This window comes from Bacteroides sp. BFG-637 (genome assembly GCF_024793605.1).
GTDB classification, from domain to species: Bacteria; Bacteroidota; Bacteroidia; order Bacteroidales; family Bacteroidaceae; genus Bacteroides; species Bacteroides vicugnae.
In genome coordinates this window covers 5,950,178-5,970,248 of the sequence record NZ_JANUPD010000002.1, presented here as the reverse complement: position 1 = coordinate 5,970,248, position 20,071 = coordinate 5,950,178, and the positions used below count along the sequence as shown (strand labels likewise).

Genomic DNA, 20,071 nt, shown 5'->3' with positions numbered 1-20,071 from the left:
AATAGTATTTATGGAAAAACTGCAATCAAACTTATTTTTTCCTTTAGCGGGAGTAGCTGCTATAGCTTCCCTAGCTTCTTGTGCAGGCAAGCAAAAACCTGCGGAACAGCAACCTCTGAACATTGTTTATATCATGACAGACGACCATACGGCTCAAATGATGAGCTGTTATGACACTCGCTATATGGAAACTCCGAATCTCGACCGTATTGCAGCTGACGGAGTACGTTTTACTCAAAGTTTTGTGGCCAATTCTTTAAGTGGTCCCAGCCGTGCCTGCATGATAACGGGTAAACATAGCTGTGCAAACAAATTCTATGATAATACCACTTGCGTTTTCGACAGTTCTCAGCAGACTTTCCCTAAACTCTTGAGAAAAGTCGGTTATCAGACCGCATTAGTCGGTAAATGGCATCTTGAGAGTTTGCCATCAGGATTTGATTACTGGCAAATCGTCCCCGGACAAGGAGATTATTATAATCCGGACTTTATTACGCAGGACAATGATACCATTCAGAAACATGGTTATATCACCAATCTTATTACGGATGATGCCATTGACTGGATGGAAAACAAGCGTGACCCACAAAAGCCTTTCTGCCTTTTGATTCATCATAAGGCTATTCATCGTAACTGGATGGCAGATACTTGCAATCTGGCTTTATATGAAGACAAGACCTTCCCGTTGCCGGATAATTTCTTTGATGATTATGAAGGCCGTCCGGCTGCCGCTGCACAAGAAATGAGCATCGTGAAAGATATGGATATGATCTATGACCTCAAAATGCTGCGTCCTGACAAGAACTCGCGGTTAAAATCACTGTACGAAAGATTCTTAGCCCGAATGGACGAAGGACAACGTGCTGCATGGGATAAATTCTATGGTCCGATTATCGATGACTTCTACAAACAGAATCCGCAAGGCAAAGACCTTGCCAATTGGAAATTCCAGCGTTATATGCGTGACTATATGAAGACAGTTAAATCGCTGGATGACAATGTAGGTCGTGTACTTGATTATCTGAAAGAAAAAGGATTGCTGGATAATACACTTGTGGTCTATACTTCCGACCAGGGCTTCTATATGGGCGAACATGGCTGGTTCGACAAACGATTTATGTATGAAGAATCCATGCGTACACCGCTTGTCATGCGCTTACCGAAAGGCTTCGACCGTAGAGGGGATATCACCGAAATGGTACAGAATATCGACTATGCACCCACTTTCCTCGAATTGGCAGGAGCAGAGGTGCCATCGGATATTCAGGGAGTCTCGCTTGTTCCTCTGTTGAAAGGAGAACATCCGGAAAACTGGCGCAAGGCACTTTATTATCACTTCTATGAATATCCGGCCGAGCACATGGTGAAACGCCATTATGGAATACGCACAGAACGCTATAAACTGATTCATTTCTATAATGATATCAACTGGTGGGAACTCTATGACATACAGGCAGATCCGACAGAGATGCATAACCTCTACGAGCAACCTGAATACGAGCCGGTAGTGAAGGAATTGAAAGAAGAGATGTTGAAACTACAAGAACAATATAATGACCCTGTCCGATTCTCCCCCGAAAGAGACAAGGAATAACCCTGAAATAATATCATGATAAAATATATCTTCATACTGTTGACCGGATTTCTGGCATCAATAGTGACAGGATGTGATAATACAAACTTAACACGCAGTATTTCTATGGTTCCGCGCCCGGCACAGATGATGCCGGGCAGTGGCAACCATTTATTCTCCGATCAGACAGTTTTTGCAGTGGAGAATGAGGAGCAGGCGGAAATTGCAAGAGGTTTGATTACTTTGTTTACTCGTACAGCCGGTTTTACCCCCAAACTGAATGTAGGAGGAGAGGGGAATGTCCGTTTGCTGACAGACCCTTCTTTGAAGAGCGAAGCCTATTCTTTGGAAGTTTCTCCCCAAGAGATCGTTATTAAGGCTTCGGATAACAAAGGCTTTTTCTATGCCTTACAAACAATTCGCCAATTACTTCCTCCCTCCATTGAAAGAGAAAGTTTGTTGGACAAGAAATTGGAATGGAGCATTCCGGTCGTAATCATTCAGGATGAACCACGTTTCGGATACCGGGCATTGTTGTTGGATGCATCCCGTTTCTTTATTCCTAAAGAAAATGTATTACGTATCATTGATTGTATGTCAATGCTTAAACTGAATACACTTCATTTTCATTTGACAGACGACAATGGCTGGCGGGTGGAAATAAAGAAATATCCCCGATTGACGGAAGTCGGTGCGTGGCGGGTGGATCATCAGGATTTGCCTTTTCCTGCCCGTCGCAATCCGAAAAAGGGAGAACCTACCCCGGTAGGAGGCTTCTATACCCAAGAGGACATCCGGGAAATGGTGGCTTATGCTGCTGAACGTCAGGTTGAGATTGTGCCCGAAATAGATATGCCTGCTCATAGCAATGCTGCATTGACAGCGTATCCCAGACTGGCTTGCCCGACGGTGAAGGATTATATTGGTGTATTGCCCGGCTTGGGAGGACGAAATTCCGAGATCATTTATTGTGCAGGAAACGACAGTGTTTTCAACTTTTTGCAAAATGTGATGGATGAAATCATGGAATTGTTTCCCTCACGCTATATCCATATTGGTGGTGACGAGGCTCAAAAAACACATTGGAAGAAGTGTCCGTTGTGTCAGGCACGGATGAAAAAAGAAAATCTGGCTAATGAAGAGGACCTGCAAGGATATTTCATGAAGCGGATAAGTGACTATGTACGTAGCAAAGGCAGAGAGGTGATCGGTTGGGATGAACTGACCAATAGCAGTTTTCTGCCGGAAGAGTCTATTATTCTTGGTTGGCAAGGGTTTGGACAGGCTGCATTGAAGGCGGCAGAGAAAGGACATCGTTTTATTATGACTCCGGCACGCATTATGTATCTGATTCGTTATCAGGGACCGCAGTGGTTTGAACCGTTGACATATTTCGGGAATAATACCCTGAAAGACGTGTATGACTACGAGCCGGTACAAAAGGATTGGAAACCGGAATATGCTTCGTTATTGATGGGTGTACAGGCTTGTATGTGGACAGAATTCTGTAATAAACCGGAAGATGTGGACTATCTTTTATTTCCTCGTTTAGCCGCGTTAGCCGAAGTAGCTTGGACACAACCGGATAAAAAAGACTGGGCTTTGTTCCTGAAAGGAATGGACAGGTATAATGAGCATCTTGCAGAGAAGGGAATTGTTTATGCTCGTTCCATGTATAATATCCAGCATAAAGTGACTCCCGAAAATGGTGTGTTGCAAGTGAAGTTGGAGTGTATTCGTCCTGATGTGGAAATCCGTTATACAGTAGATGGTAGCGAGCCGACGGCTAGTTCATCTTTATATACCGATTCATTAACGGTAACGGCGACTCAAATCATTAAGAGTGCTACCTTTGCACAAGGTGAGCAGATGGGGCAGACGCTTGTATTACCTATTGTCTGGAACAAAGCGACCGGCAAACCTATCCTCGGAAATAAACCGAATGAGAAACTCATGACGAACGGATTACGTGGTAGCTTGAAGTATACAGACTTTGAATGGTGTTGTTGGGAGAAGAGCGACCACATATCTTTTACGATAGATTTGCTGCAAAAAGAAAAATTGAATGCTTTTACTATAGGTTGTATCACTAATTACGGCATGGCGGTACATAAACCGAAATCAATCCGTATCGCAGTTTCAGATGATAACGAAACCTATCGTGAGGTAGCAGGTCTGAATTTTACTTTCCGGGATATATTCCGTGAAGGAACCTTTATCGAAGATTTCTCCATGGATATGAAAGGAACGGAAGCAAGATATGTCCGTGTAACGGCAGAAGGGGCGGGAGAATGTCCTGCCGACCATGTACGTCCGGGACAAGAGGCGAGAGTTTATTTTGATGAAATAATGATTGAATAATCAATATTGGTTATTTGAGGCATGGATTACACGGATTAACACTGTTGCTTTGCGTAATCATAGTACTGAAGCTGTGAAATCTGTGTAATCCGTGCCTTAAAATAATAGCTTTAAGAAATAGTATGAACTAAATTAATAATGAGTACTTAACCATGAATAACCTGAAGAAACGAACGTTTTTAATCTTATCAGCAGTACTGGCTGCCACAACTTTCATGTTAGCGCAACAACAACCGTTGCCCGAATGGCAAAGCCAATATGCGGTGGGACTGAACAAACTCGCTCCTCACACATACGTATGGCCTTATGCCAACGCTTCCGACATTGAAAAGCCGGGAGGATACGAGCAGTCTCCATTTTATATGAGCCTGAACGGAAAGTGGAAATTCCATTGGGTGAAGAATCCCGATAACCGTCCGAAGGACTTTTACCAACCTTCTTATTATACAGGAGGATGGGCGGACATCAACGTGCCCGGTAACTGGGAACCACAGGGGTATGGTACAGCTATCTATGTCAACGAGACGTACGAGTTTGATGATAAAATGTTCAACTTCAAGAAAAATCCGCCGCTGGTTCCTTATGCAGAGAATGAAGTCGGCTCCTACCGCCGTACCTTCAAAGTGCCTGCCGACTGGCAAGGACGCAGGGTTGTACTTTGTTGTGAAGGAGTTATTTCTTTCTATTATGTATGGGTGAATGGAAAATTACTGGGATATAACCAGGGATCAAAGACGGCTGCCGAATGGGATATTACAGATGTACTGAATGAAGGTGAAAATGTGGTCGCTTTGGAGGTGTACCGTTGGAGTTCGGGCGCTTATCTGGAATGTCAGGATATGTGGCGTTTGAGCGGCATCGAACGTGACGTGTATCTTTACAGTACCCCCAAACAGTATATTGCAGACTATAAACTGAATGCTTCTTTAGACAAAGAGAAATACAAAGATGGTATTTTCGGACTTGAAGTGACCGTAGAGGGACCTTCCGCTACTACTTCTTCCATTGCTTATACACTGAAAGATGCTGATGGTAAAGCTGTTTTGCAGGATGCTATCCGGATAAAATCCCGTGGATTGAGCAATTTTATCGCATTTGAAGAAAAGAAGCTCCCCAGTGTAAAGGCTTGGAGCGCGGAGCATCCTTATCTTTATACATTAATGCTCGAATTGAAAGATGAACAAGGCAAGGTCACTGAACTGACCGGCTGTGAAGTAGGTTTCCGTACCTCGGAGATTAAAGACGGACGTTTCTGTATCAACGGCGTTCCGGTACTGGTGAAGGGAACCAACCGTCACGAACACTCCCAACTGGGACGTACCGTGAGCAAGGAACTGATGGAACTGGACATCAAACTGATGAAGCAGCACAATATCAACACCGTGCGTAACTCACATTATCCCACGCATCCTTACTGGTATCAACTTTGCGACCGTTACGGCTTGTACATGATTGACGAGGCAAACATCGAATCTCACGGAATGGGATATGGTCCTGCTTCCCTTGCCAAGGATAGTACTTGGCTGACTGCGCACATGGATCGTACCCACCGCATGTATGAGCGTTCCAAGAATCACCCGGCTATCGTTATCTGGTCGTTGGGAAATGAAGCCGGAAACGGAATCAACTTCGAACGTACCTATGACTGGCTGAAATCGGTAGAGAAAACTCGTCCCGTGCAGTATGAACGTGCTGAATTGAACTATAACACAGATATTTACTGCCGTATGTACCGCAGTGTGGACGACATCAAAGCGTATGTAAACGAGAAAGACATCTATCGTCCTTTCATTCTTTGTGAATACCTCCATGCAATGGGTAATAGTTGCGGTGGACTGAAAGAATACTGGGATGTATTTGAAAACAACCCGATGGCACAAGGCGGCTGCGTTTGGGACTGGGTGGATCAGTCATTCCGCGAAATAGACAAGAACGGTAAATGGTACTGGACGTATGGCGGTGATTACGGACCGGAAGGAATTCCGAGTTTCGGCAACTTCTGCTGTAACGGCTTGGTAGGTGCTAATCGTGAACCGCACCCGCATTTGCTCGAAGTAAAGAAAGTATATCAGAACATAAAAGCAACGCTCGCAAATCAGAAGAATCTGACCATCCGTGTTAAGAACTGGTATGATTTCTCTAACTTGAACGAGTATATACTGAACTGGAATGTGACGGCAGATAATGGCAAGATATTGGCGGAAGGTACGAAAATGGTTGATTGTGCGCCGCACGCCACCGTCGATGTTACTTTGGGTGCTGTAAAATTTCCGAATACAGTCCGTGAGGCTTATCTGAATATCAGCTGGACCCGTCGTGAAGCTTCTTCAATGATAGATAAGGACTGGGAAGTGGCATACGACCAGTTTGTACTTGCCGGTAATAAGAATTACACAGGCTACCGTCCGCAAAAAGCAGGCGAAACGACTTTCACCGTTGATAAGAAAACAGGAGCGCTTACTTCATTGAATCTGAACGGCAAAGATTTATTGGCTGCTCCGCTGACATTGAGCCTTTTCCGCCCGGCAACGGATAATGACAACCGGGATAAGAACGGCGCACGCCTGTGGCGCGATGCAGGACTGGATGGTCTGACCCAGAAAGTAATTTCACTGAAGGAAAGTAAGACTTCGACTACTGCCCGTGTAGAAATTCTAAATGCGAAAAATCAAAAGGTAGGAACAGCCGACTTTGTGTATTCGTTGGATAAAAACGGTGCACTGAAGGTACACACTACTTTCCAACCTGATACGACCATCGTGAAATCCATAGCCCGCTTGGGACTGATATTCCGGGTAGCGAACTCTTACGATCAGGTTTCTTATCTGGGACGTGGGGACAATGAAACATACGTTGACCGCAATCAATCCGGCAAAATCGGTGTATATCAGACCACACCGGAACGGATGTTCCATTATTATGTTGCTCCGCAGGCTACGGGTAACCGCACCGATGTACGTTGGGCAAAATTGGCAGATACTTCCGGCGAAGGCATCTTTGTTGAGTCGGATCGTGCTTTCCAGTTTAGTATCATTCCTTTCTCGGATGTATTATTAGAGAAGGCCCGCCATATTAATGAACTGGAACGTGACGGATTGCTGACTGTACATCTGGATGCCGAACAGGCAGGCGTGGGAACGGCCACTTGTGGTCCCGGAGTATTACCGCAATATCTGGTTCCATTAAAGAAACAGAGTTTTGAATTTACCCTTTATCCGGTGAAATAGATACTGAATCAATAGGTTTTTAGATAATATATAAAGGTGGGGGTTGCACTGATTGGATGGAATATCGTAAGAAAGTATTCTGTGATAATCGTTGAAATCTGCACCTTTATTTTATCTTTGTACGATTACAATAATGAATAGACCATGAATAAACTACTAACCTCTCTTTTATTGTCTGTTACTCTCATGGGTGGAGTGCAGGCGCAGAAAAAAGAAAACTATTATGTGAAGCATGTTGAGTTTCCTCAGGGTGCAACTCTCGAACAGAAAGTCGATATGGCAGCACGGCTGGTACCCACTCCGCAGCAATATGCCTGGCAGCAAATGGAACTGACTGCTTTCCTTCATTTCGGAATCAACACCTTTACCGGACGTGAATGGGGCGACGGAAAAGAGGACCCCGCACTTTTTAACCCTTCGGAACTGGATGCTGAACAATGGGTACGTACCCTCAAGGAAGCCGGCTTTAAAATGGTGCTTCTGACTGCAAAACATCACGACGGTTTCTGCCTGTGGCCTACGGCTACTACCAAACATTCCGTAGCCTCTTCTCCCTGGAAAAACGGACAAGGCGATGTAGTGAAAGAACTTCGTGCTGCCTGTGATAAATATGATATGAAGTTTGGAGTATATCTTTCTCCCTGGGACCGGAATGCGGAATGTTATGGAGACTCTCCCCGTTACAATGATTTTTTTATCCGGCAACTGACTGAATTGCTCACTAATTATGGTGAAGTGCATGAAGTCTGGTTCGACGGAGCGAATGGAGAAGGTCCGAACGGAAAGAAACAGGTGTATGATTGGGATGCTTTCTATCAGACCATCCAACGTCTTCAACCCAGAGCTGTGATGGCAATTATGGGGGATGATGTCCGCTGGGTAGGAAACGAAAAAGGATTAGGACGTGCAACTGAATGGAGTGCAACTGTGCTAACTCCCGGCATATATACCCGTTCACAAGAGAATAATAATCGTCTGGGAGTTTTTGGTAAAGCGGAAGATTTGGGAAGTCGTAAGATATTGGAGAAAGCTACGGAATTATTCTGGTATCCTTCGGAGGTGGACGTATCCATTCGTCCGGGATGGTTCTATCATGTGGAAGAAGACAGCAAAGTGAAGTCTTTGAAACATTTGGCGGATATTTATTTTCAATCAGTAGGTTATAATTCCGTTTTGTTGCTGAATATTCCTCCGGATCGTAGGGGATTGATTAATGAAGCCGATGTGCAGCGATTGAATGAATTTGCAGTTTATCGTGAGCGGGTATTCGCTTCTAACAAGGTTGTGAATGGCCGAAAATATTGGAATGCAACTTTCGGCAGTGAAAAGGTTTATTCATTGAAGCCGAATGCAGAGATAAATGTGGTGATGCTTCAGGAGGATATAACGAAAGGGCAGCGGGTAGAAGCCTTTACGGTGGAAGCCCTGACTGATAATGGTTGGAAGGAAGTTGGAAAAGGTACGACGATAGGATATAAGCGTATGTTGCGTTTTCCGGCAGTTAAAGCCAGTAAGCTTCGCGTGAAAATAGACGAATGCCGGTTGACTGCATCTATTAGTCAGGTTGCTGCCTATTATGCGGAACTTTTGCAGGAAGAAACAAAGAAAGAAGACTGGAATAATTTGCCGCGTTCCGGATGGAAACAAGTGGCCGTCTCTCCATTAACGGTTGATTTGGGGAAGACAGTAACATTGAACAGTTTTACGTATGCTCCCGCGAAAGCCGAGGCTAAGCCAACGATGGCATTCCGTTATAAATTCTTTGTAAGTGTGGATGGTAAGAATTGGAAAGAGGTGCCTACTAGTGGGGAGTTCAGCAATATCATGCATAATCCGTTGCCACAGACGGTTGCTTTCAATCAGAAAGTGCGGGCACGTTTTATTAAACTGGAGGCCACTACACCTGATGCTGCCGTTGCTAAAGTAAATATGGATGAAATAGGAGTGATGGTGGCTCCCTGATAGAGCCCTCATCGGAAGATATGTTTAGAGAATAGCAGTGTAGACCGGCCTCTTGATTTTTAATGAATCAGGTGCCGGTCTCTTTTTTTTCTAAACCAAATGAATATTTTACTGTTATTAATTAAAAAAAGACAGAAGTTATGTTAGTAGTAGATTTAGGAAAATGGATGAATAAAACCCTCATAAATTGGGGAATAGATCCGGCTGTTGCCGATCGTTTTGATGAGACTATTATGGCTTTATTGATGATAGTGGTTGCCATCGTTCTGAATTACCTCTGCCAGGCGATTCTAATCGGAGGAATGAAACAGTATACGAGGCGGAAGCCCCATCAGTGGAATACATTGCTGATGAAGCGCAAGGTGTTTCATCATTTGATTCATACCATCCCGGCTTTTTTGGTTTATGCTTTGTTGCCGATGGCTTTTATCCGGGGAAAAGAGTTGTTGTTGATTTCTCAAAAGGTATGTGTCATTTATATTATTTTCTCTTTACTATTGGCTATCAATGGGATTCTGTTGATGATAATGGATATCTATGATGGAAAAGAAACGATGAAGGATCGCCCGATGAAAGGGTTTATTCAGGTCTTGCAGGTGCTTCTTTTCTTTGTAGGTGGAATTGTGATCGTTGCCATTATCGTGAATAAGTCTCCTGCCACTTTGTTTGCCGGGTTGGGTGCTTCGGCAGCTATTTTGATGTTGGTGTTCAAGGATTCCATATTAGGCTTTGTGGCAGGTATCCAGCTTTCTGCCAATGACATGGTCCGTCCGGGCGACTGGATAACATTGCCTTCCGGCGACGCAAATGGTACGGTACAGGAGATAACATTGAATACGGTCAAGATTCAGAATTTTGATAATACCATTTCCACTATTCCCCCTTATACGTTAGTGAGCAGCCCTTTCCAGAATTGGCGGGGAATGGTGCAGTCGGGAGGACGACGGGTGATGAAGAATATCACTTTGGATTTAACTACACTTCAATTCTGTACGCCGGAAATGCTGGACCGTTACCGGAAAGAAATTCCATTAATGGCGGATTATCAACCGGAAGAAGGAGTGGTTCCTACCAATTCTCAAGTGTACAGGGTGTATATTGAGCGCTATTTGTGCAGTCTGCCTGTGGTCAATCAGGATTTGGATCTGATTATCAGCCAGAAAGAAGCTACCATGTACGGAGTACCTATTCAGGTTTACTTCTTCTCCCGCAATAAGGTTTGGAAAGAATACGAGCGTATTCAGTCCGATATCTTCGATCATTTGCTGGCAATGGTTCCGAAGTTTGATTTAAAAGTTTATCAGTACTCGGATTAGTCAACCATCAACAGGGGAATATATATTCTCAAGTATTCTCACCACTATGAGAATTTATTCTCATAGTGGTGAGAACTTTTTCTCATTGCAATGAGAATATTTTCTCACTACGGTGAGAATGATCTCTTGTCAGAATATACTGTGACGTCGTTTAGTGAGTTCTAATCAATAGGAAATCAGTTCGAAGTCTGCATAAACAGGAAGATGATCGCTGATACCTCCCTGATATTTCATTCCTTTGTAGGTGCGGAAAGGTTCTTTATCCCCATATTTCTCGTCTTCTTTCAGTAAAAAGGGGAGAAGACAGACGTTTGCTCTTTCTTCACTGGTGAAAAAATGGCTCGATTGATTTAATAGAGTGCCCGATACAATCAGGTGGTCAAGCAACCCCCATTCACCGCGATATTTGTAAGAACCGAAGCTTTTTGACTTTGCTTTCCGGGCAAGCAGATGATATAGTTTTAATGAGGAAGGAACAATTGTTGAACGGTTGGTGGAGTTGAGTGTTGAGGCTGGATCTTGGGTAGTAATGGGAGGTGCTTCGGCTTCCAGTACTTTCTGGATAGATTGATTCGTGGGATAATCATTGAAATCCCCCATAATAATAACTTGTGGATGAGAACGAATATTCAGAATGTGATCGACTTCCGTGCGCAGAATTTGAGCTGCGTATAAACGATAGGGTTCCGATTCTTTAGCTCCACCCGAACGGCTTGGGAGATGGCAGACAAATACATCTAATGTATCTCCTGTCAACAGAAGTCCGCTGACGTGCAGTAAATCTCTTGTCGGGCGGTATTGTCCCAATGGAGGAATGGGGATAGAACGGGAAGATAATAGCTTGAATAAATCCCGTTGATAAAGCAGGGCTACGTCAATCCCTCTCAAATCAGGGGAATCAGTCATTACATAACGGTAGTTAAGCTCTTTTAAAGGAGAACGGCGGGTCAGATCACGCAGCACCGTATCATTTTCTACTTCGCATAATCCGACTAGCGCAGGAGGATTCCATTCTCCAATAGCTGTGATTACGCGCGCCACATCAGCCAGCTTTTTCTTATATCTGCTATAATTCCAATGACGCAGCGCATCGGGAAGAAACTCACGGTCGTTCTTTAAACTATCATGATGCGTATCAAACAGGTTTTCTATGTTCCAGCTGACAACACGGAAAGGGATTCTTTCTTCCTGACAGGGAGCTTGTTTGCTATGATAGTCTTGTGCGATGACATAACAAGGAGCGAAGAAACTTACGACAATTAAAAACATTGTGAAAAAGAGCATGGCAACAGCATTTTTTTTTCGCTTGTTACCATACTCTTCTTTGTGATATTTGGTCTGTCTGTTATTTCTTGGCAGGTACATGTGCCAAGATATCCAATAGATGTTTCCAGAACTTCTCTACGGTAGGAATAAGCATCCGTTCGTCGGGAGAGTGAACGCCTGTAAGTGTCGGTCCGAAAGAAACCATATCCAACGTTGGATACTTATCAAGGAACAGGCCGCACTCCAATCCTGCGTGGATTGCTTTTACTTTCGCATCTACGCCGAATAAACGTTTGTATGATTCAACAGCTACTTCGAGGATGGCCGAATGTGGATTCGGTTTCCATCCCGGATAACCTTCTCCGAAAGTAACATTGGCTCCTGCCAGTTGGAATACGGCACGAACCGTGTTCGCCATATCGTTGCGTGCGGACAGTATAGAACTTCTCTGACTGGTTTCAATGCGGATGATATGGTTGGGCTTCATCTTGACAGATGCCAGATTGGTAGAAGTTTCCACCAGTCCGGGAATATCCTGGCTCATGGCATATACACCGTGAGGAGCTGCATACAGAGCTTTTAATAAACGGGCGGTAGTATCTTGGTCGATAGCCATTTTGCGTGGATTTTCCGATTCGAGAACCAGTTTTAAGTCGGGTTCTACAACGGATAATTCGTCTTCCATTTCGCTGGTGAAGATATTCAGTTCGGTGCGGACATCGTGTTTGGCATCTTCGGGAACAGCACAGATGGCATAAGCCTCGCGGGGAATAGCGTTGCGCAGGTTACCTCCGTTGATTTCACATAGGTACAGATCGTGTCTGGCAGCCATGCGGGAAAGGAAGCGGTTCAGAATTTTGTTGGCATTGCCACGTCCCAGGTGAATATCGCCACCGGAGTGACCGCCTTTCAGCCCTTTCACTTCCACCTTGAAGAAGAAATATCCGGCGGGAACTTCCACTTCCTTATAAGTAAATTCTGCAACGGAGTCAATACCTCCGGCACATCCGATAAAGATTTCCCCTTCATCTTCCGAATCGAGGTTCAGAAGGATGTCACCACTCATGAAGCCTTCTTGCAGGGCGAAAGCTCCGGTAAGTCCGGTTTCTTCGTCTACGGTAAACAGACATTCCAGCGGACCATGCTCGATGCTGTCGTCAGCCAGGATAGCCAGCTCGGTAGCTACACCGATACCGTTGTCGGCTCCGAGGGTAGTGCCTTTGGCTTTCAGCCATTCACCGTCAATTTCCGTTTCGATGGGATCGGTGAGGAAGTCATGTTGAACGTCGTTATTCTTTTCGCATACCATGTCGATATGCGATTGCAGAACGACGGTTTGCAGATTTTCTTTTCCCGGAGTAGCGGGCTTTTTAATCAGTACGTTGCCGGCTTCGTCCACCTTGGTTTCCAGATTATGTTTTGCTCCGAATGCCTTCAGGTAGGCAATCATTTTCTCTTCCTTCTTCGAAGGGCGCGGCACTTGGCAGATTTCCTCGAAATACTTGAATACGCCAGCCGGCTTTAAGTCTTTTTTTTCCATGCTGTTTCTATTTTATAATAGGAATAGAAGGGCTGTTTTCGCTTCTTCTATTGCTAAATATGGTTAATTTGATTGACTTATCTGAACTCATATCTCATTAAAGCCTATCTTTGCACTCACAAAATTAATAGAAATGGTTGAGACTATACTGATAACTTTGTTAATAGTTGCTATTTCCCTGGTATTATTAGGGGTGAAAGTATTCTTTACGAAGGGTGGGAAGTTCCCGAATGGTCATGTGAGCGGGAATAAAGCGTTGCGTCAGAAAGGAATCGGATGCGCACAGTCGCAAGATCGCGAAGCACAAAAGAAACCGCGTTTTTCTATTAACGAGTTGGAAAAAGCCTTGAACGATAGTATGAATTAAATTTATTAAAAACAATACTTATTAATTATGAATAGAATGAACTACCTCATGAACGGTTTGGCTGCTCTTGCGTTTATCGTTTTATTTTCACAATGTGCTGGCAAAACTGACAATCAAACTACAAATGCTCCGGCGCAGGCTAATGCCGAACTGTCAGGAATGAAAATTGCCTATGTTGAAATAGATACGCTGCTTGCCAAATACAATTTCTGTATTGACTTGAATGAGGCGATGGTAAAGAAGAGCGAAAACGTTCGTATGACATTGAATCAGAAGGCTACCTCTTTGAACAAGGAAAAACAAGATTTTCAGAAGAAAGTTGAAAATAATGCTTTCCTGTCACAAGATAGAGCGCAGCAAGAGTACAACCGTCTGGTGAAGTTGGAACAAGATTTGCAAGAGTTGAGCAACAAACTTCAGAATGGTCTGATGGAAGAGAACAATAAGAATAGCTTGCAATTCCGCGATTCTATCAACGCTTTCCTGAAAGAATATAATAAGACTCACGGATATAGCCTGATCTTCAGCAACACTGGTTTCGATAACCTGCTTTATGCTGACAGCACTTTCAATATTACAAAAGAAATTGTTGATGGGTTGAATGCAAGATATTCACCTGTGAAGAAATAAATGATATTAAACTGTTCCGTTCCTTATAAAAAGGACGGAACATTATCGAATTAAAAAAGTTATGCCTGTTCAAGACTGCGAAGCCATGAACGGGCTTTTTTATGATCTTTCTTTTTCTTCTTCCTGTGGAATACGGAAAGCGGTGTAAAGTTCGAGGATGGCAGCAACTGTGAGGCAGGCAATCCATTCATTGCCTCGTGTGGTAAACATAAAGGCTCCGGTCAGGATAAGTGCCAGTGCACCGAATATCTGCTGAACGCGCAGGCGTTTCAATGTTTTGCTCTTTCCTTTGACGGGTGTGTTCACTTGTGCCAATGCGATACATCCGGCTCCAACAGTATATATGTAAGGAGCGTATATCCATCCGGTGATAAATACGGCTGCTCCGGCGAGAGCCATTATGGCGCCCACGACAAAAAGGGCAGGTACTAATTGTTTCATTCTTTAATCTTCAAAAACGTAAATATCTTCGTTGGGTTTCTTCATCAGATACTTTTCACGGGCGATCTGTTCGATGGCGTCCGGATTGGTACTTATTTCGTTGAGACGTTTGGTATTCTCTTCGTAATCTGTCCGGTACTTTTCTATCTCTTCTTTCAACTGGCTGATTTCCCGTTCATATCCGAAACGACGAATCAGGCTGTTCTCGTCCAGAAAGCCAATGATAACAGCAAATGCAACGACCGTAATGAGGTACTTGCGTCTGCATATGAAACTCCAGATACTGATTAGTTTACCCATAATTTCTCCTTTTAATATCTGCAAAGATAAAACTAATAACTTAAAAACTTATCGCTTCGGCTTCAAAACTTCTCTCTTTATCCCTTATTACTTATCACTTTTTTTGTGTACATTTGCAGAATAAGCGAAAATTCAAAAAACAGAGAGAATCCCGGATATGGAAAACTATATCGTTTCAGCCCGTAAATACCGTCCGTCCACGTTCGAATCGGTGGTGGGACAGCGGGCGTTGACTACTACGCTGAAAAATGCAATTGCTACCCAAAAACTGGCTCATGCTTATTTGTTTTGCGGACCGCGCGGGGTAGGAAAGACGACTTGCGCGCGTATCTTTGCCAAAACCATTAATTGTATGACGCCCACCGCTGACGGAGAGGCTTGCAATCAGTGTGAGTCATGTGTAGCTTTCAACGAACAGCGGTCATATAATATTCACGAACTCGATGCTGCTTCCAATAACTCGGTGGATGACATTCGCCAATTGGTGGAGCAAGTACGCATCCCGCCACAGATTGGTAAGTATAAGGTATATATCATCGACGAGGTGCATATGCTCTCGGCATCTGCTTTCAATGCGTTCCTGAAAACGCTGGAAGAGCCTCCCCGCCATGCAATCTTTATTCTGGCTACGACGGAGAAGCATAAGATTCTTCCTACTATTCTTTCCCGTTGTCAGATTTATGACTTTAACCGGATAAGTGTGGAAGATACGGTGAGCCATCTGTCGTACGTTGCTTCGAAAGAAGGAATCACGGCAGAGCCGGAAGCGCTGAATGTGATAGCCATGAAGGCGGACGGTGGTATGCGTGATGCTTTGTCTATCTTCGACCAGGTGGTTAGTTTCACCGGAGGAAATATCACCTATAAGAGTGTGATTGATAATCTGAATGTACTTGATTATGAATATTATTTCCGTCTGACGGATTGCTTCCTCGAAAACAAGGTGAGTGACGCATTGTTGCTTTTCAATGATATATTGAATAAAGGTTTTGACGGAAGTCACTTTATTACCGGATTATCGTCTCATTTCCGTGACCTGTTGGTCGGGAAAGACCCGGTGACATTGCCTTTGCTGGAAGTGGGAGCGAGCATACGCCAACGCTATCAGGAACAGGCGCAGAAATGTCCGCTACCTTTTTTGTACCGGGCTATGAAGCTGTGTAATGAGTGCGATTTGAATTACCGCATCAGCAAAAATAAGCGTTTGCTGGTAGAACTGACCTTGATACAGGTTGCACAGCTTACCACCGAGGGGGATGACGTGAGTGGTGGGCGTGGCCCTAAGAAGACCATAAAACCCGTATTCACTCAGCCTGCCGCAGCACAGCAGCCGCAGGTAGCTTCTGCCACTCAGGTTCAGCAGGCTCCAGTTCATTCGTCTCCGTCTTCAGTTACAACACAGGCTGCTAATGGCACTACTGCCCAGTATCCGCAGGCTTCTGCGGCTGTGCAACAGGGAGCACCGGCTTCTCCTAGGGCGGCTTCGTCTGCTCCGTCGCAAGGAGCGGGAGTTGCTCAGACTGCCAAGGAAGAACGGAAAATTCCCGTGATGAAGATGTCCAGCTTGGGGGTATCTATCAAGAATCCGCAGCGTGACCAAGTATCGCAGAATGCGACTACAACTTATGTTCCTAAGGTGCAACAACCGGAAGAGGATTTTATGTTCAATGACCGGGATTTGAATTATTATTGGCAGGAGTATGCCGGCCAGTTGCCGAAAGAACAGGATGCTCTCGCAAAACGTATGCAAATGCTCCGTCCGGCGTTGCTTAACAACTCAACGACTTTTGAAGTGGTGGTTGATAATGAGTTTGCTGCAAAGGATTTTACAGCTTTGATTCCCGAATTGCAGGATTATCTTCGCGGCAGACTGAAGAACAGTAAAGTGATGATGACAGTGCGGGTAAGTGAGGCAACAGAAACAGTGCGTCCTGTGGGACGTGTCGAGAAATTCCAGATGATGGCTCAAAAGAATCAGGCATTGATGCAACTGAAAGATGAGTTCGGGCTGGAATTATATTAATGTACTTACTTCTATCAGATTACCATCCGGATCTCTGAAATAAATACTCCGGATGGCATCCTGAGCACCTTGACGCTGGACTATACCTACTTCTATTTCTATTCCTTTGGATTCTACTTCGGCCTTTATTTCCTCTATGTTTCCTTCTGTCAGTAAACAGATGTCCGCACTTCCGAAAGCAGGATGCTTGGCGGCAGGAAGGAACTGTGCTTCTCCTACGTGAAGATTGATTTTCTGATTACCGAACTTGACGGCAAAGCGTTGGTTGCTTGTATCGGCTTCCATTCCCAGGACTTCTGTGTAGAAATGTAGGCTTTTATCTATATCGGACACCGGTATGACGATATGATCGATATTCTTGATTTTCATATCAATGTAGGCGTTGATTCATGCGGTCTTCATATCTGTCTGAAGGTTTTCTTCCCGGCATGACAATCCACAGGATAATATATATAATCACTCCGGCGAAAGCGGTGAAGAATGTAGCCAATATATATACTATTCTCAATAAAGTAGCATCCCATCCGAAATATTCAGCTATTCCGGCACATACACCTGCAATCATTCGATTGGAAGAGCGGGTTAATTTCTTTTCATTTTCCATGATATACTATGTTCTTTTAGTGCAAATGCTACACAAATATAGAGAATATATTTGGTTTATGGGTTAAACGGAAAGATTTATGTATTATTTGTTAGCATTTTAACTTACTTAATTGGGGGTCAACAATAGACCAACAATAAGGAATATTAGGTAGGATTTAGCATGATTTACTCTCTAAGATGCCTATTTCCTGAAAGCAGAAAACCCTCATAAGCGATTGACTTACAAGGGTTTTTGTTGGGGTGGAAGACCGGACTCGAACCGGCGACATTCAGAACCACAATCTGACGCTCTAACCAACTGAACTACATCCACCATGTCTGCGTTTCTCTAACGCGGTGCAAAGATAGATATTATCTTCTAATCTCCAAAAGATTCTGCTATTTTTTTTCGAAAAAAGTATATTCTTTTATTCCCCGATTGTGCTTGCTGAAAAGGGTTCGCGCATCATTTACAAAGATTTTCAGAGAGTTACGTGCTTGTAAAGGAATTGAATCAATCGGCAAATTGACTGGGAGCAATTGATGATTTTTTTTCCCTGATTGAATGGGACGGGCTGTCCATACCAAACTATAATCACAATTATTGAGGCGGACAGTGCTGTCTTTTACTAATTCCATTCTTACCATCAGTCCTCCGTCAGTGCGGCGGGCGGACATATTGGAAATATAATTTCCCAGCGAATAGGCTATGAGATGTTTGGCATTCGTCAGGCTGTCTGTACGAACTTCGATGGGTTGAACTACGTGAGGATGGGAGCCGATGATATGGTTTACTCCTTTTTCAATCAGCCAATTGGCGAGGAATTTTTGCTCTTTGTCCGGGAGTGACTGGTATTCGATTCCCCAATGCATACAAGCTATGATGGCATCCGGCTTCATTGCTTTACTCTCTTCAATATCTTTGGCGATGATGGCTGTATCGATATAGTTCACGATATTAGGAGAGGTAACGGGGATGCCGTTTGTTCCATACGTGTAGTTGAGCAGAGCGATGCGGAATCCGTTCTTTTCTAATAAAAGAGGATATTTCTTTTCGCGTTCATCAGCGTTGATATACGTGCCTGCGTGTGGAACCTTTAAAGAGTCTATTAATTGAATGGTTCTCTCCAGTCCGGATTTACCACGATCGAGACTGTGGTTGTTGGCAGTCACTAAAACATTGAAACCTGCATCGTGAATTGCGGTCAGAAATTCGTCCGGCGCGCTGAAAGCAGGATAACCTTTGTAAGGTTTGCCTCCTAATGTCACTTCCAGGTTGGCGATAGAGAGGTCGGCTTTCTTTATCTCTTCTTTGACATACGCAAAGCATGTGGAGTAATCATAACCGGTCGATGTTCGTGCAGCGTTGATTTGTCCCTGATGTTGCATGAGGTCACCTACAAAAAGGAGGCGTAGGGTGTCGGTGGGGAAGATGCTGTCGGAAAGTCCGTCCGATAGGGTGTCAATGATAGAATCTCTCTTTGCCTGCGACCGGGAGGTGCAGGACAAAGAGAGAAGCAAAATCATCAGAAACAGGGTATGTCTCATTGATAAATAGCTTTCTTACCAGCTAAGAGTGTATTTTTCATTAACGATACAATCGTCATTGGTCCGACACCACCCGGTACGGGAGTGATGAATGAGCATTTCGGTGCAACTTCGTCAAACTTTACGTCACCTGTCAGTTTAAAGCCGGATTTCTTGGTTGCATCCGGCACACGGGTAGTACCTACGTCAATAACTACCGCGCCTTCTTTCACCATTTCGGCTTTTACAAAGTTCGGTTGTCCCAAAGCAGCGATAATAATATCAGCTTCCTGACATTCTTTTACCAGGTCTTTGCTACGGCTGTGGCATACGGTTACTGTGGCATCGCCCGGATAGGCTTTCTGCATCATCAGGGCAGCCATCGGTTTGCCGACAATATTGCTGCGTCCGAGTACGACGCATTTTTTTCCGGAAGTTTCTATGTTATAACGTTTCAACAATTCGAGGATGCCGTTGGGAGTAGCAGATACGTAACATGGAAGTCCGATGGACATACGGCCTACGTTGATCGGGTGGAAACCGTCTACGTCTTTACGGTAATCAATTGTTTCGATTACTTTCTGTTCGGAGATATGTTTGGGTAGGGGAAGTTGTACGATAAAGCCGTCCACGTCGTTGTCTTCGTTCAGTTCACGTACTTTGGCAAGCAGTTCTTCTTCGGTCACGTCACTTTCATAACGGATGAGGGAAGACTTGAATCCACATACTTCACAGGCTTTTACTTTGGCAGCTACATAAGTCTCGCTACCACCATCGTGTCCTACAAGAATAGCGGCCAGGTGCGGGCGTTTTTCGCCATGAGCCACCATTTCGGCTACTTCGGCTGCAATCTCTTGTTTTACTTGTTCGGAAATTGCTTTTCCGTCTATCAGAGTCATATTTTCAGAGTATTTATTGGTGATGGACAAAAGTAAAATAAATAACTGAACTCT

General features: G+C 44.2%; 16 protein-coding genes and 1 tRNA gene. 8 read left to right on the top strand and 9 right to left on the bottom strand.

Translation table 11 applies throughout. The features are described 5' to 3' along the window. The first annotated feature begins 10 nt into the window (after nt 1–10). The 5 genes from NXX38_RS23620 to NXX38_RS23600 all read left to right on the top strand — a co-directional run bounded on the left by NXX38_RS23620 (nt 11) and on the right by NXX38_RS23600 (nt 10,439). Nucleotides 11–1,594, top strand: a complete 1,584-nt coding sequence (locus NXX38_RS23620; protein ID WP_148364731.1) for a sulfatase — start codon at nt 11–13, stop codon at nt 1,592–1,594. 15 nt (nt 1,595–1,609) lie between these two features. Then, entirely contained in the window at nt 1,610–3,934 is a 2,325-nt protein-coding gene (locus NXX38_RS23615) for a glycoside hydrolase family 20 protein (protein WP_258981369.1), read from the top strand. A 152-nt stretch (nt 3,935–4,086) separates the two neighbouring features. Beyond that, entirely contained in the window at nt 4,087–7,161 is a 3,075-nt protein-coding gene (locus NXX38_RS23610) for a glycoside hydrolase family 2 TIM barrel-domain containing protein (RefSeq protein WP_258981368.1), read from the top strand. A gap of 144 nt (nt 7,162–7,305) precedes the next feature. Continuing rightward, nucleotides 7,306–9,123 carry an alpha-L-fucosidase gene (locus NXX38_RS23605; RefSeq protein WP_258981367.1) on the top strand — a complete coding sequence of 606 codons (1,818 nt, stop codon included), beginning with the start codon at nt 7,306–7,308 and terminating at the stop codon, nt 9,121–9,123. A 140-nt stretch (nt 9,124–9,263) separates the two neighbouring features. Further along, a complete protein-coding gene (locus NXX38_RS23600; RefSeq protein ID WP_148364735.1) occupies nt 9,264–10,439 on the top strand; it encodes a mechanosensitive ion channel family protein in 1,176 nt (391 codons plus the stop codon). 165 nt (nt 10,440–10,604) lie between these two features. On the opposite strand, the gene NXX38_RS23595 is transcribed toward NXX38_RS23600, so the two are convergent. After that, the gene (locus tag NXX38_RS23595; RefSeq protein WP_258981366.1) at nt 10,605–11,804 is read right to left on the bottom strand and encodes an endonuclease/exonuclease/phosphatase family protein; all 1,200 of its coding nucleotides are present in this window, start codon (nt 11,802–11,804) and stop codon (nt 10,605–10,607) included. Further along, the gene (locus NXX38_RS23590) at nt 11,785–13,245 is read right to left on the bottom strand and encodes an aminoacyl-histidine dipeptidase (RefSeq protein WP_148364737.1); all 1,461 of its coding nucleotides are present in this window, start codon (nt 13,243–13,245) and stop codon (nt 11,785–11,787) included. Before NXX38_RS23590 ends, NXX38_RS23595 begins: the two co-directional genes overlap by 20 nt. 133 nt (nt 13,246–13,378) lie before the next feature. Here NXX38_RS23590 and NXX38_RS23585 point away from each other — a divergent pair, with 133 nt between their 5' ends. Further along, nucleotides 13,379–13,612: a hypothetical protein gene (locus tag NXX38_RS23585; protein WP_004300805.1), complete on the top strand. Its 234-nt coding sequence runs from the start codon at nt 13,379–13,381 to the stop codon at nt 13,610–13,612. Between the two features lie 27 nt (nt 13,613–13,639). Then, nucleotides 13,640–14,242, top strand: a complete 603-nt coding sequence (locus tag NXX38_RS23580) for an OmpH family outer membrane protein (RefSeq protein ID WP_004300804.1) — start codon at nt 13,640–13,642, stop codon at nt 14,240–14,242. A 99-nt stretch (nt 14,243–14,341) separates the two neighbouring features. Here the strand turns inward: NXX38_RS23580 and NXX38_RS23575 are convergent, their stop codons facing one another. Together NXX38_RS23575 and NXX38_RS23570 are read right to left on the bottom strand one after the other, a co-directional pair. After that, on the bottom strand, nt 14,342–14,683 hold the full coding sequence (locus tag NXX38_RS23575; protein ID WP_148364738.1) for a hypothetical protein: 342 nt from the start codon (nt 14,681–14,683) through the stop codon (nt 14,342–14,344). Nucleotides 14,684–14,686: 3 nt separating this feature from the next. Next, on the bottom strand, nt 14,687–14,983 hold the full coding sequence (locus NXX38_RS23570) for a septum formation initiator family protein (RefSeq protein WP_148364739.1): 297 nt from the start codon (nt 14,981–14,983) through the stop codon (nt 14,687–14,689). A 157-nt stretch (nt 14,984–15,140) separates the two neighbouring features. On the opposite strand from NXX38_RS23570, the gene NXX38_RS23565 reads away from it, so the two are divergent. Beyond that, nucleotides 15,141–17,006, top strand: coding sequence for a DNA polymerase III subunit gamma/tau (locus NXX38_RS23565; RefSeq protein ID WP_195649508.1), 1,866 nt, complete (start codon nt 15,141–15,143; stop codon nt 17,004–17,006). Here NXX38_RS23565 and NXX38_RS23560 read toward each other — a convergent pair. The 5 genes from NXX38_RS23560 to folD all read right to left on the bottom strand — a co-directional run bounded on the left by NXX38_RS23560 (nt 16,998) and on the right by folD (nt 20,017). Beyond that, nucleotides 16,998–17,375, bottom strand: coding sequence for a VOC family protein (locus NXX38_RS23560; protein ID WP_195649507.1), 378 nt, complete (start codon nt 17,373–17,375; stop codon nt 16,998–17,000). The two genes, NXX38_RS23565 and NXX38_RS23560, sit on opposite strands and share 9 nt — an antisense overlap. Nucleotide 17,376: 1 nt before the next feature. Then, complete coding sequence (locus NXX38_RS23555) at nt 17,377–17,610, bottom strand: PspC domain-containing protein (protein WP_234132779.1); 234 nt, start codon at nt 17,608–17,610, stop codon at nt 17,377–17,379. A gap of 238 nt (nt 17,611–17,848) precedes the next feature. Beyond that, nucleotides 17,849–17,925, bottom strand: a tRNA-His gene (locus tag NXX38_RS23550). Nucleotides 17,926–17,990: 65 nt separating this feature from the next. Further along, complete coding sequence (locus NXX38_RS23545; protein WP_258981363.1) at nt 17,991–19,139, bottom strand: CapA family protein; 1,149 nt, start codon at nt 19,137–19,139, stop codon at nt 17,991–17,993. Next, complete coding sequence (gene folD / locus NXX38_RS23540) at nt 19,136–20,017, bottom strand: bifunctional methylenetetrahydrofolate dehydrogenase/methenyltetrahydrofolate cyclohydrolase FolD (RefSeq protein ID WP_148364743.1); 882 nt, start codon at nt 20,015–20,017, stop codon at nt 19,136–19,138. Before folD ends, NXX38_RS23545 begins: the two co-directional genes overlap by 4 nt. Nucleotides 20,018–20,071 lie beyond the last annotated feature (54 nt).